Here is a 12,255-nt window from a genome sequence, read left to right as displayed (position 1 = left end):
GCCCCATGCGGGGCCGCTGCTCGACGCCGGACTCGCTCCGCCGGGGGCGGCCGGAACGACGTCGGTCACAGCTTCTTGAGCCGCCGCCGATTGACCGTCAGCACCTCGTCTGACAGGTCCGGGGCGGCGTCCGCGATCGCCCGGGAGAGGATCAGCGCGCCGACCATCTGGCTGAACAGCGCCACCGCGCGCTCGCGGGCTTCGGCGGGAGTGAGTTCGGTGCCGGACTGGCGTGCGCGGTCGAGCAGCATGTCGGTGATGGTGGCGAAGTAGCCGTCAAGCCCGCGCCGGTATGCGGCCTGGGCGGCGGCGCCGTGGCGGCCGGCGTCGGATACGAGGGCGGCCGAGGCGCAGCCGATCTCGGGGTGGTCGCGGTGCTCGGCGTTGACGTACCCGTCGACCATGTCGTGCAGGGCCGCGCGCGCCGAGCGGGGATGCGCTTCGCGGATGGCGTCGAGCGCCTCGAGCGAGTCGGCGAAGCCCTGGCGGAGGACTTCGAGAGCGAGATCGTCCTTCGAGGCGAAGTGGTTGTAAAACCCGCCGTGCGTCATGCCTGCCGACTTCATCAGCTCCTCGATGCCGATGCCGTCGATGCCGCGCAGCCGGAATCCCGCACCGGCCGCGTTGACGATCTTCTCGTGGTTGAGCCGCTTCTGCTCTTGCGTGATGCGGGGCACGTCGACCACCTTCCCGGCGAGCTCGTCTCTCCTGATGATACTCATCATCAAAACGGGAGCGCACGGACGAGTCCAGGCTTGACAGTTAATGATGACGTCCACAATCATAAATTATGATGGCGGACGTCATCAAAGACTGAAGGGACGGTCATGAACTTCGGAACCATCGGCGCCGGGACGGTCGCGCAGGCCATCGCCGGCCACCTCGTGACGGCCGGCCACAAGGTGACGCTCAGCAACAGCCGCGGCCCGGACACGCTGCTCAACGTCGTGACCCGGCTGGGGCCGCTCGCGAGCGCGGGCACGGCCGACGAAGCGGCCGCCGCCGACATGGTCTTCCTCACCGTGATGTGGCCGCAGGTCGGTGACGCGCTGGCCGGGCTGCCCGAATGGGACGGCCGCATCCTGGTCGACACCACCAACAACACGGAGTCGATGCTGCCGGCCGTCACCGATCTCGGGGTGGAGACGGCGAGTGAGTTCGTAGCCGATCGTGCGCCGGGCGCGCGCGTGGTCAAGGCCTTCAACACCCTCCACGCCCAGTACATCGCCGCCGATCCCCGGCACGCGGAAGGGCGGCAGCTGCTGTTCTACGCCGGTGACGACGAGGCCGCCAAGGCGGATTTCCACACCGTCGCCGACGCCCTCGGATTCGCGCCGGTCGACGCCGGGACGCTGCGTGATGGCGGCCGCCTGATGCAGATCGGCGGGCCGCTCTCGGCGCTGCACGCCCTGAGACAGGAATGAAGCCATGAAGGCACTCGCGTACGGGAAAGCGCACACGCTCGACGCGTTCGCCATCACCCTGGCCGAGGTCGCCGAACCTCGGCTACGCGACGGTGACTTGCTGGTCGAAGTCCGTGCGATCGGCATCAACCCGGGTGAAGCGGCGTCGACCACCGCGGTGACCTGGCCGGACAGCTCCACACGGCGGGGATCGACCACGTCTACCTGGTGTTCTCGGCCTCGGGCACCAGCGGCCATCTGGGGGCGATCGTCGAGGTACTGCGCCCCTTCGGCCACCTGGCCTCCAGCGACCTCACCGGCCCCTTCGACCCGGGGGCCCTCACCGGAAAGTCACTGTCGCTGCACAGCGAGATGGTGTTCAGCAAGCTCGTGGCCGGCGGTGACGCCGGCAGCCAGGGCCGGATCCTCGCCCGGGAAGCGGACGACGTCGCGGCGGGTCGGCTGCGCCCGATCGTCACCACCACCACGCTCGGGGGCCTGACCGCCGAGACCATGAAGACGGCGCACGCCCTCGCCGAGAGCGGCCGGACCATCGGGAAGACCGTGATCCAGGTAACCGGCTGAAGCCGGTGAACGTGTTCGGCTCCACCGTCCCGCCGGTTCCGGCTGCGACATCCACGGCCGCGCGTGAAAACGCCACCCCAATGAAAGGAACTTTCTGACATGACAACGGATCTGCTCGACGGTGAATACGTCCCCAGTGCCGACGCGACGACCCGCGGTCAGGTCGAGCTCTACGAGCGCACCGATGGCCGCGAAGGCGCGACGATGGAGGGTGGCCCCCTGGTCGTGGTGACCATGCGTGGCGCCCGTTCGGGCAAGCTGCGCAAGGTCGCCCTGATGCGCATCGAGCGTGACGGTGTCTACGCCATCGGCGCGGCGGCCGGCGGCCAGGCTCGCAATCCGAGCTGGTACCACAACCTCGTGGCGCACCCGACGGTGCAGCTGCAGGACGGTCCCGATCGCCGGTTGATGACCGCCCGGGTGGCCGAAGGTGCGGAGCGGGAGAACTGGCTGGCCTACACCGACGAGCTCTACCCGTTTTTCGCCGACCTTCGCGCCCGGGCCGTCGAGGCCGGCAATCGCGAGGTGCCGCTGATCCTGCTCGAACCCACCGAGAGCTGACCGGACGCGCCACGGGCGCCCGGGCTTGGCGGCGGGCCGGCGGTCGTGGCGGGCGGTGGCGGTCGGGTTCGCGTGGCCCACCGGGGCCCGGGCGGCGGCCAGGTCGGCGCCGGAGTCGAGTGGTTCGCCGATGAGCGTGCGGCGGAAGTCGTGCGCGGTCCGAGCCTCACCACCTCGCCCCCGAGAATCGAAATCTTGGCGTCAGTGCGGGCCACCTCCGTGACGCCCTCGGTCCACGATTCGTCGGTGAGCGGGGTCTCCGGCGCGAAGTGCCACGGTCACACCACTCCCATGCGGACTGTGGGCCGGAATAGCCTGCGACCAACCATGAAGTCCGGGTCCGCGTTCTCTGCCAGGGCGCGGACCACCCCGCGTACTTCCGGAGCCGACCATGACCGCCGCCCCGCCCTCACCTCTCACCGCCCTGCTGATCGCCGGCGCGACTGCGTTGCTGACCGCCTGCTCAGCTCAGGTGCAGTGCGGGCCTTGTGGGGGAAGCGGCGTGCAACTCCTGATGGAGGGGACAGTCGCGGTGCAGGGGCGCACATACGAGGTGTGCGACCGGCGCGGCATGTGTGAAAAGGGCGAGCTGCCTGTCATGCGCGCCACGCCGGCCCCGGCCTCACCCGTTCCCGTCGTGTTCGTCCCGCTGCCAGGAGATGCCACCAAGCATTCGCGCCAGACGGTCGACGCCGTGATCCGCGACGGCGCCGGCCGGATCGTGGGACGCGGGCAGGCGACTTTCCCCGAATATCGGCCGCTCGAACGGAAAGAACCATGCCACTGTCACGAGGCCCAAACCGATCTGTCCATAAAACAAAATGCCTGACACTCGACGGATGAGGATTTGGGGCAGTTACACTGCTCAACCCGCTCAACGCCGGTGGCGCCATGGCCCTGTCGTCGGTGTTCGTGGTCACCAACAGCCTGCGGAATTCCTCATGAAGTACGTGCTCTCTGTGGGTCGAATCGGATCGGAATCACCAGATCACGCGACCACCACGGGCCGGGCCTGGCCTCCGGGAGGTCCCCTGAGCACGAGGACGTAGCGCAGGAACAGCCGGATGCGCGCGATCTCAGCCCGGCGCGCACGCGCGATGGATCGCGATGGGGCGGTGATCGCTTCGGCTGACAGGAACCACAGCACCAGCAACGGGCGCAGCGCCCACCCGGCCAGTTGCCGCACCAGCGAGCACGGGGCTTCCTCCAGCCAACGCAGCCACACGGAGGTGAGCAGCACGCTCGCCGCGTGCACGAGCAGCATCCCGAACCCCGGTGGACGCGGTGGGATGCACGTGGACCATCCCGGCCATCGCCTCGTGATGCGCCGCCGCTTGCCGCTCCGCGCTCCACGTGAGGAGCGTGTGCAGGATCACCTGCGACGCGGCCGTCGCGGGCAGGATGGAGGCGAGCGAGCGTTCACGTCCGGTCAGGGCCAGCGCGGGCAGCAGCAGGAGCAGGAAACCGCCCAGTGCCGCCGCCGCCGGGTCGAAGGAGCCTCCGCCGGCGAGGTGTCCGAGCGTGGCCACGGCGGCGCACGTGGCGGCGAAACTCGCCGCGCGCACCCACCTCACCACCGACAACGGACCGTAGGGAGCGTGCGTGACACAGCCGGAGTACCGACGGGCACAAACGTTGATGATCTACTGGCACGACGGAGAACTGACGGCCGAGAACTACCTGGAAAGCCGTTCCACCGACACCGAGACCGACAACGCGGTCGCCGTGGACGCCCAGGCGGTGGCGCCGCTGGAACACTTCACCGACTGGTTGACGGCCGAGAAGGTGGCCGCGCAGCTCGGCGAGTTCGAGCTCGGCTCGGTGCACGAAGCCGTCTCGGCGCTGGCCGACGCCGGGTTGCTGATCGACCGGGCCGCCGCGCGGGCGAACTCACCGGCCGATGCGCGCCCGAGGGAACCCTGACCGAGGCCTTCGCCTGGGGCATCACGGCCACCTTCGCCGGTTCGGCCCTGGGCAACCTCGTCGCGGCGGCGCTCGTCGACGCGGGCAGCGGGACGGTCGTGATGTTCGCCTCGGCCGCCGGCTTCGCCGTGCTGGCCGCCGTGATCGCCGCCTTCGGCACGAGGCTCCTCACCGCCCGGCCATCACCGGCAGATCTTGATCAACCATCCGAGAAGGGCTCCTGATGCACGTGTTGGCGCGCCGGTCCGACCGCCGGCAATCCCGGGCCGCCGCCGTCTTCGGCGTCGACGCCCACGTCACCACCCGCCCAGGCAGCGACACTCCCCACCTCATCCTGGTCCGCGGCAGGGGGCCAAAGAACGTGCGGGGCTCGAAATGAGGCACGCCGTGAGCAGCGGGCCGGATCGTAGGAGAGTCCGGGGACACCTCATGAGCTGACACCTCATGAGCTCGGCGGTCGCATGGAGCGACCCCGCGTCCGGAACCCGGGAAGGGTGCCGGACGCGGGCGGGGCGTCAGCCGGCCTTGAAGTCGGTGGCCTCGGCGCGGATCTCCCGGGCCGCGGCCACCAGGTTCTCCAGCGAGGCGCGCACCTCGGGCCAGCCGCGGGTCTTCAGGCCGCAGTCGGGGTTGGCCCACAGCCGCTCGGCGGGGATCGCGTCCAGGCCCTTGCGCAGCAGCGAGGTGGCCTCCGCGACGCTCGGCACGCGGGGCGAGTGGATGTCGTAGACGCCCGGCCCGACCTCGCGCGGGTAGCCGGCCTCGGCCAGTTCGTGGGCGACCTGCATATGTGAGCGGGCCGCCTCCAGGCTGATCACGTCGGCGTCGAGGTCGTCGATGGCGGCCAGGATCTCGCCGAACTCGGCGTAACACATGTGCGTGTGGATCTGCGTCTCCGGCCGCACCACGGCCGTGGCCAGCCGGAACGCCTCCGTAGCCCAGGCCAGGTAGGCGGGCCGGTCGGCGGCGCATAGTGGCAGCGTCTCGCGCAGTGCGGGCTCGTCCACCTGGATCACGCCCGTGCCGGCCGCCTCCAGGTCGGCGACCTCGTCGCGCAGGGCGAGGGCGACCTGGCGGGCGGTGTCGGCCAGCGGCTGGTCGTCGCGGACGAACGACCAGGCCAGCATGGTGACCGGGCCGGTCAGCATGCCCTTGACCGGGCGGCTGGTCTGCGACTGGGCATAGCCGGTCCAGCGCAGCGTCATCGGTTCGGGGCGGGAGATGTCGCCGGCCAGGATGGGCGGGCGCACGTACCGGCTGCCGTAGGACTGGACCCAGCCCTGCTGGGTGGCGACGTAGCCGTCGAGCTGCTCGGCGAAGTACTGCACCATGTCGTTGCGCTCGGGCTCGCCGTGCACCAGCACGTCCAGGCCGGCCTCCTCCTGGAAGGCGAGCACCGTGCGGATCTCCGCCTCCATGCGCTGGTCGTAGGCGGCCTGGTCGATGCGGCCGGCCCGCAGGTCGGCGCGGGCCGCGCGCAGCTCCGCGGTCTGCGGGAACGAGCCGATCGTGGTCGTGGGCACCGGCGGCAGGCCCAGCCGGGCGCGCTGGGCCTCGGCGCGCTCGGCGTAGGGCTGGGCGCGGCGGGTGTCGGTAGTGGTGACGGCCTCGGCGCGGGCCCGTACCGACGGGACACGGGTGAGCGGGGAGGTGGCGCGCGCCTGCAGGGCGGCCTGGTTGGCCGCCAGCTCGGCCGAGATGTCCGCGCCGGCGAGGCCGCGGGCGAGGGTGACGATCTCGGCGCTCTTCTGGCGGGCGAAGGCCAGCCAGCGGGCGACCTCGGGGTTGAGGCCGGTCTCGAGTTCGGCGTCGTAGGGGACGTGTAGCAGCGAGCAGGAGGCGGCCACGTCCACCCGGCCGGCGAGGTCGCGCAGTGCGGTGAGCGTGCTCAGCGACCTGGCCAGGTCGTTGATCCAGATGTTGCGGCCGTTCACCACACCGGCGATCAGCCGCTTGCCGGGCAGGCCGCCGATGGCTTTCAGCTCCGCTGCCGTGGTAGCGGTGAAGTCGAGCCCGAGCCCGTCAATGGGCGCGCCGGCCAGCACCGGCAGGGCCTCGCCCGGCCGGTCGAAGTAGGTGGCGACGAGGAGCTTGGGCCGTTGGGTCAGCTCGCCGAGGTGCCGGTAGGCGGCAGCGGCGGCGTCCAGTACGGCCTGCGGCTGGTCCTGCACGAGGGCGGGCTCGTCGAGCTGGACCCAGGTGGCTCCGGCGGACCAGAGCGTGGCCAGCACCTCGGCGTAGACGGGCAGCAGCCGCTCCAGCAGGCTGAGCGGCTCGAAACCGGGATCGACACCTGGCGCGGGTTTGGCCAGCAGGAGGTAGGTGACCGGGCCGACCAGGACGGGGCGCGCCTCCAGGTTCAAGGTGAAGGCTTCACGCAGTTCGCCGAGTTGTTTGGCGGGGTCGGCGGTGAACGTGGTGTCGGGGCCGAGTTCGGGCACCAGGTAGTGGTAGTTGGTGTCGAACCACTTGGTCATCTCCAGTGGCGCGATGTCCTGGGTGCCGCGCGCCATGGCGAAGTAGCCGTCGAGCGCGTCGGTGGCGACCGCGGCGCGGTGCCGCTCGGGGATGGCGCCGACCATGACGGTGGTGTCCAGCATGTGGTCGTACAGCGAGAAGTCGCCGGTGGGCACCTCGGCGACACCGGCGTCGGTCAGGCGGCGCCAGTTGTCGCGGCGCAGCGTCTCGGCCACCGAGCTCAGTTCGGCCGCGCTGACGCGCCCGGCCCAGTAGCCCTCGACGGCCTTCTTCAGCTCCCGGTCCGGTCCTTGACGCGGGTAGCCGTACACGGTGGGAGTGGCGGAGATATCGGCCACGGAACTCTCCTTCGCGAGTCACGAGAGACCTCGGCGGATTCCCGGGAGCGAAGGCGCGACCACAGCGCGGACACGAAGACATGCCCGTGGGTCCGCCCGGCCCGCCCTCGAGGCCGTCGACGTCGCCGCGCGCGGAGGTCGCGCGCGGGCAGTGGCAGGTCTTCGGACTCGTGGGCGCCCTGCTTGTTCCTAGTGGCCGTCGCTTCCCCGGGCCGCTGGGGGCCGAGTGCTGGTGACGGCGGTCGTTCCCACTCACCGCTGCGGGGCAGTCCCGGATTCCCACCGGGTTCCCTCTTGCGACGCGCCTGCCTGGCGGACAGGGCGAACCGACTGCAAAGGCCACCCTAGAGCGCGGACGCCTCTTACGCGACAACGGGTCCGGATGGCGGGACACTCCCGGTTTCGCCGGTCACGCGACCGGGCAGCTCTGCCTGTGGCCAACTGCATCATGCAGGCGACGGCGGAACGGGGAAGCCGGTGTGATTCCGGCGCGGTCCCGCCACTGCGAGCACGCGCCGACCGACTGTGACGAGCCGGGCGGGACGGAGTGGCGCCCGCTGCCGGAGCTGTTGACGGGCTCTCGTGGGCTAGCGGCGAAGATCGACGAAGTGGCGTGTGACCGGCGAACTCGCCGAACCCGCGCCGGGTCACCCGTTCTTCGTGCGGCGCGGTTGCTGCCTCTACTACCTGCTCCCCGACGGCGGCAAGTGCGGCGACTGCGCGCTCATTCCCGATCGGGCACGCCGGGAACAGTGGGCGCGGATCGTCGGAGAGCGCGGTGACACCCTATGAGTGACACCGTCAGAAGAATAATGCCGCCATTTATCCGCGCTCCGACGTATCACGAAATCTGCCGGACATCGGATGACCCCTTGTCGGATTCGAGGCTTGTTGTTACGATTCAACCCGTTTAACCCTAAGTGAATATTGTCGTCCGCAGCGAGGAAGCCGGTCAAAGTCCGGCACTGTCGCGCAACCGTAGGTCACCAAAGGTGACAAGTCGGGTCCATCCTGCGGACGAGTTATGTCAGACCACTGTCGCGAGTAGCAGAGGTGGACACGGTTGGCCGGCGGGTCCATATCGTCCTCTCCTTGCTGTTCGCGCAAAAGGACGAGGCGTGGATCACACCTTTCCTGGACATTGGCGGTCGACTGTCGCGGTGCTGTCCGCTGTAGCCGGCATCGTGGCGGCAACGATGGTGTTCGGCCCTGTCACGGCCGCTTCGGCTGCTGATGCGGAGGCCGCGCGCAACAGCGCGCGCTGGCTGTCCCGTCAACTCGGCGCCGACGGGACATTACAGAACCCGCTCGGCGGGGCGTTACCCGATCACGGACTCATGATCGACACCTTGTACGCCCTGCGAGCCGCGGGGGAGGGCGAACTCGCCGAACCCATCGTCCGGTACCTGGACGACGAGCGGCATGCCAGCGACTACTTCACCTGGGACGGCCTGGTGCCCGGCATGGGCTACGACGCGGTGATCGTCGGCGGGGCCACGGCCAAGGTGCTGGTGGCCGCCCAGGTCGCCGGACGGGACCCGCGCAACTTCGGCGGCCACGACATGGTCGCGGAGACCCAGGGCGCGATCATGCGGTCGGGTCCGGACAAGGGGCGCGTCAGCGACTACTCCAAGAACCCCGACCTGGCGGACTCGGTCTCGAACAACGCCAACGTGTTCGGGCAGGCCCTCGGCGTGATCGGGCTGGCGGGCGTCGGCGAGAACGACAGGCCGGCCATCGACACACTGATAGGGCAGCAGTGCTCGGAAGGCTACTTCCGGATCTTCTTCGGCTATATCCCGACCGATGAGACCGGCGACCATGTCACGTCGAACGGCACCAAGGTCTCGACGTGTGACGAGGGCAAGCCGTTCGGCCAGTCCGCGCCGGACGGCGACGCCACGGGCATGGCCCTGTCGGCGCTGCTGGCCGCGCGGCACGCGGGTGCGACCGGGCTGGATGGGCCGATCGACGCGGCCGTGTCCTGGTTGAAGGCGAACCAGAAGCCCGGAGGCGGATGGGGAGGCGGCGTCAGCACGGAGGCGCCCAACACCAACAGCACCGGACTCATCGTGCAGGCGCTCGTGGATGCGGGCGGCGCCGACGACGCGGTGCAACGCGGTACCGCTTACCTTGAGTCCGCCCAGGCGACGGCCACGGCGGACGGGGACAGCGCACTCGGCGACCAGATCGGCGCGATCGCCTACACGCCGGAGGAGTACCAGGCCGCGAGGACCGGTGGCATCGTCGGGCTCGACACGTGGATCCGGGCGGGTGCCCAGGCCACGCTCGGACTCGCCCGGATCGGCTTCCACGACCTTTCGCAGGGCAGGGTCCCACCTCCGGGCGAAGACCCGGGAACCAGCCCTTCCCCTACGGTCACCCCCACGGTGAGCCCGACTGACAACCCCACGGCGAGCCCATCCCCAAACCCGACAGTGACGACCACCGTCACCTCAACGACCACGTATTCGACGACCACCACGATCACCACGACCACGACCGCGACAGCGACAGCGACCGCGACAGCAACGTCCCGGCCGAACGCGACACCCACCCGGAAAACTTCGGCGAAGCCGGTCGCCAGGCCCAGGGCGACGAGCAGGACGACTCCCAGACCGAAACCGCGGTCCGCTCCGACACCGCGAAGACCGGATTCCGGTCCGGCGGCCGGCGACGACCCGAGCGGCGACACGACGCTGCCCGGCACGGACTCCGGCCCTTCGATGCCGCCGCAGGGCCAGTCCGTGCCCGCCACCGCCGGCCCGGCCGGACGGTTGGGCGCCTACCTGGCCGGTCGGCTCGTGGACGGCGACCACGTCGAGGTCACCAAGGACGGCGAGACGTACGTCGACTACGACGCGAGCGCGGACCTCGTGCTCGCGTTACGCGCCTTGGGCGAGCAGCCGGAGGCCGTCACCCGGGCGTCGTTGTTCCTGCTCCAGCCGGATTCGATCCAGGCCTACGCCTACGGCGCGCCGTATGAGCAGGGGCCCGCGGCCTATGCCGAGCCGCTGGCGAAACTGCAGATCATCGCCCGGTTCCTCCAGACCGAGCCGGCCGCGCCCGCCGGCCTCGCGACGACCGCCGATCGGCTCAAGGCCAGCCTTGCCCAGCTCAGGACGGCGCAGGGCCGGTTCGTCGACCGTGGCGTCTATGGCGATGGGGACGGCCTGGTCCGCAGGCAGGCGTGGGCCGTCCTCGCGATCACCGCGGGCGGGGCTCCCGGTGAGACCACGGCTTCGCTTGAGGCGCTCCTCCAGAGCCAATGCTCCGACGGTTCGTTCCCGGCGGACCTCAACACCAAGGACTGCGCGACCGGAGACCTGGCCGCGACCGCCGCCGCGATCACCGCGCTGAGCGGCGAACCTCGCAGCACCCCTGCCGCCGCGGGCCAGGCGCCGGCCGCGCCCGTCGCGTTCCAGATCAAGCCCTCTGTGAGCAACTCCCCGGCGGGCTGGTCACAACGTCACCGTACCGCCCTGGAGAACGCCGCCGCGGTGCTCGCCTCCCGTACCTCCGGCGACGGTCTGGTGCGGTCGGGCGGCCAGGTCGACGTGGCGCTGAGCGCGGCCGTCGCCGGGGGCCGCCGGGCTGTGGGCCTCGACGCGGGCGACACCACCCGGGCGCTCGGCGCGCTGCTCCTGCCCGACGGCGGGTTCGGCACGTCCGGAGCCGCGAGCAACCTGACAGCGAGCAACCTGACAGCGAGCATCGCCGGCGTTCCCGGAGCCGGAAGCGACCTGACGGTGAGCATCGCCGGCGCTCCCGGATTGGCGGAGCGCTCCTGGCTGAGCGCTCCCGGTTCGCCGGTGACGATCGGCCTGTATCTGAAGGAGCAGGAGTCGGCCGCGCGTCGCAGCCCGGCCGAGGATACGTGGCCGATGTGGCCCCTGTTCGCGCTCGGCGCGATCGTGGCCGCCGCCGGGCTCGGCTACGCCGGCCGCCGGATCGCTTCTCGCAAGACGGCGCCCGCAGGAGCGGGCCCCCTCGAACACGACCTACCGGCCACAAGCCCGCTCGCGACCAAACGCCTGACCCGGACCCCACCCCGTCGTCCTGAAGGGACCACCACGTGAAAAGGACTTCTGCCGGACTCTGCGGCCTCGTCTTATCCGCCGCGTTCACGGTGGCCGTGCAGACACCGGCGCACGCCGCCGGTTATGACGGCATCTGCACCGGCGCCGACGCCCTGAGCGGCGTCACCGTCGTCATCGACTTCCAGGAACTGGACGGCAATGGCGGCGCCCCCGCGCCGACACTCACCCGCTGCTCCCCGAACCCCACGCCGGGTACCCAGCGCACCGGCATTCAAGCCCTCCAGGACGCCGGAATCAGCGTGGCGGGTGTCGCGCAGTGGGGCCTGGCGTTCGTGTGCCGGCTGCAGGGCCGCCCCTCGGCTGCCGAATCGATCCCGATCTCCAGCAACCCGAACTACCGCGAGGCGTGCGTCGTCACCCCTCCCGGCGCCGCCTACTGGTCGTACTGGAACGCCACGGGCACCGGCACGACCTGGACGTACAGCAGCTACGGCGCGCTCAACCGCAACGTGATCCCGGGCGGGTTCGAGGGCTGGTCGTTCTCGCTGAACAAGACCGCCACCAGCAACCCGCCGCCGGGCGTCACCCCGAGCAACCCCGCGGTCAACCCGGACAACCCGACCGTGAGCCTGTCCGTGAACGACCTCGACCGCAAGATCACTCTGGGCCAGAGCACCTCGCTGACCTGGACCTCGACGAACGCGACGGCGCTGACCGCATTCTCGGTCGCACCGGCGGCAGGCGGCGGTTCCTGGTCGGGCGCGCTGGCGGCCCCGGGTGGAACGAAGACGGTGACACCGACGGCGAAGGGCGCCTACACGTACACGATCCGCGCGACCGGCGCAGGCGGGACCGTCTACAACACGGCCACGCTGACGGTCCAATGAAGCGAGCGGCCCTTCGCCGTCCGCGAACGCTCGTCCGGGC

13 protein-coding genes and 3 riboswitches are annotated in these 12,255 nt (G+C 70.5%); of the genes, 10 read left to right on the top strand and 3 right to left on the bottom strand.

Features of this window, described 5'->3' with window-relative positions; all coding sequences use genetic code 11:
• Positions 1-65 precede the first annotated feature (65 nt).
• Entirely contained in the window at positions 66-677 is a 612-nt protein-coding gene (locus tag AB0I81_RS00200; RefSeq protein WP_360647307.1) for a TetR/AcrR family transcriptional regulator, read from the bottom strand.
• A gap of 150 nt (positions 678-827) precedes the next feature.
• On the opposite strand from AB0I81_RS00200, the gene AB0I81_RS00195 reads away from it, so the two are divergent.
• The 4 genes from AB0I81_RS00195 to AB0I81_RS00180 all read left to right on the top strand — a co-directional run bounded on the left by AB0I81_RS00195 (position 828) and on the right by AB0I81_RS00180 (position 3,378).
• Positions 828-1,424 (top strand): NAD(P)-binding domain-containing protein, encoded by a 597-nt coding sequence (locus AB0I81_RS00195; protein ID WP_360647304.1) that lies wholly within the window; start codon positions 828-830, stop codon positions 1,422-1,424.
• Between the two features lie 162 nt (positions 1,425-1,586).
• The gene (locus tag AB0I81_RS00190) at positions 1,587-1,988 is read left to right on the top strand and encodes a zinc-binding dehydrogenase (RefSeq protein WP_360650130.1); all 402 of its coding nucleotides are present in this window, start codon (positions 1,587-1,589) and stop codon (positions 1,986-1,988) included.
• Between the two features lie 99 nt (positions 1,989-2,087).
• Positions 2,088-2,549 (top strand): nitroreductase/quinone reductase family protein, encoded by a 462-nt coding sequence (locus tag AB0I81_RS00185; RefSeq protein WP_360647302.1) that lies wholly within the window; start codon positions 2,088-2,090, stop codon positions 2,547-2,549.
• Between the two features lie 391 nt (positions 2,550-2,940).
• Positions 2,941-3,378 carry a hypothetical protein gene (locus AB0I81_RS00180; RefSeq protein WP_360647300.1) on the top strand — a complete coding sequence of 146 codons (438 nt, stop codon included), beginning with the start codon at positions 2,941-2,943 and terminating at the stop codon, positions 3,376-3,378.
• A gap of 159 nt (positions 3,379-3,537) precedes the next feature.
• On the opposite strand, the gene AB0I81_RS00175 is transcribed toward AB0I81_RS00180, so the two are convergent.
• A complete protein-coding gene (locus AB0I81_RS00175) occupies positions 3,538-3,813 on the bottom strand; it encodes a hypothetical protein (RefSeq protein ID WP_360647297.1) in 276 nt (91 codons plus the stop codon).
• Between the two features lie 98 nt (positions 3,814-3,911).
• Here AB0I81_RS00175 and AB0I81_RS00170 point away from each other — a divergent pair, with 98 nt between their 5' ends.
• The 3 genes from AB0I81_RS00170 (at position 3,912) to AB0I81_RS00160 (ending at position 4,696) form a co-directional block, all read left to right on the top strand.
• Positions 3,912-4,142, top strand: coding sequence for a hypothetical protein (locus AB0I81_RS00170; protein ID WP_360647294.1), 231 nt, complete (start codon positions 3,912-3,914; stop codon positions 4,140-4,142).
• A 9-nt stretch (positions 4,143-4,151) separates the two neighbouring features.
• A complete protein-coding gene (locus AB0I81_RS00165; RefSeq protein WP_360647291.1) occupies positions 4,152-4,472 on the top strand; it encodes a hypothetical protein in 321 nt (106 codons plus the stop codon).
• Between the two features lie 98 nt (positions 4,473-4,570).
• The gene (locus AB0I81_RS00160; protein ID WP_360647287.1) at positions 4,571-4,696 is read left to right on the top strand and encodes a hypothetical protein; all 126 of its coding nucleotides are present in this window, start codon (positions 4,571-4,573) and stop codon (positions 4,694-4,696) included.
• A 291-nt stretch (positions 4,697-4,987) separates the two neighbouring features.
• Here the strand turns inward: AB0I81_RS00160 and metE are convergent, their stop codons facing one another.
• A complete protein-coding gene (metE, locus tag AB0I81_RS00155; RefSeq protein WP_360647285.1) occupies positions 4,988-7,288 on the bottom strand; it encodes a 5-methyltetrahydropteroyltriglutamate--homocysteine S-methyltransferase in 2,301 nt (766 codons plus the stop codon).
• Between the two features lie 135 nt (positions 7,289-7,423).
• Positions 7,424-7,634, bottom strand: a riboswitch (cobalamin riboswitch).
• A gap of 68 nt (positions 7,635-7,702) precedes the next feature.
• Positions 7,703-7,823, top strand: a riboswitch (cobalamin riboswitch).
• A gap of 80 nt (positions 7,824-7,903) precedes the next feature.
• Between metE and AB0I81_RS00150 the strand changes: the two genes are divergently transcribed.
• The 3 genes from AB0I81_RS00150 to AB0I81_RS00140 all read left to right on the top strand — a co-directional run bounded on the left by AB0I81_RS00150 (position 7,904) and on the right by AB0I81_RS00140 (position 12,215).
• The gene (locus AB0I81_RS00150; RefSeq protein ID WP_360647283.1) at positions 7,904-8,080 is read left to right on the top strand and encodes a (2Fe-2S)-binding protein; all 177 of its coding nucleotides are present in this window, start codon (positions 7,904-7,906) and stop codon (positions 8,078-8,080) included.
• Between the two features lie 124 nt (positions 8,081-8,204).
• Positions 8,205-8,347, top strand: a riboswitch (adenosylcobalamin (AdoCbl) riboswitch).
• Between the two features lie 101 nt (positions 8,348-8,448).
• The gene (locus AB0I81_RS00145) at positions 8,449-11,367 is read left to right on the top strand and encodes a hypothetical protein (RefSeq protein ID WP_360647280.1); all 2,919 of its coding nucleotides are present in this window, start codon (positions 8,449-8,451) and stop codon (positions 11,365-11,367) included.
• Positions 11,364-12,215: a hypothetical protein gene (locus AB0I81_RS00140; protein WP_360647277.1), complete on the top strand. Its 852-nt coding sequence runs from the start codon at positions 11,364-11,366 to the stop codon at positions 12,213-12,215. The genes AB0I81_RS00145 and AB0I81_RS00140 overlap by 4 nt, the downstream gene beginning before the upstream one ends.
• Positions 12,216-12,255 lie beyond the last annotated feature (40 nt).

Origin of the sequence: Nonomuraea sp. NPDC050404 (genome assembly GCF_040655495.1) — a bacterium.
In the GTDB taxonomy this organism is placed as follows: Bacteria; Actinomycetota; Actinomycetes; order Streptosporangiales; family Streptosporangiaceae; genus Nonomuraea.
This window is presented reverse-complemented; position numbering and strand designations above follow the sequence as displayed.

What these genes read in the sequence shown, in the direction of transcription:
- AB0I81_RS00195 (WP_360647304.1), top strand. Translation starts at nt 828, where the DNA reads ATGAACTTCGGAACCATCGGCGCCGGGACGGTCGCGCAGGCCATCGCC.
- AB0I81_RS00185 (WP_360647302.1), top strand. Translation starts at nt 2,088, where the DNA reads ATGACAACGGATCTGCTCGACGGTGAATACGTCCCCAGTGCCGACGCG.
- AB0I81_RS00180 (WP_360647300.1), top strand. Translation starts at nt 2,941, where the DNA reads ATGACCGCCGCCCCGCCCTCACCTCTCACCGCCCTGCTGATCGCCGGC.
- AB0I81_RS00175 (WP_360647297.1), bottom strand. Translation starts at nt 3,813, where the DNA reads ATGCTGCTCGTGCACGCGGCGAGCGTGCTGCTCACCTCCGTGTGGCTG.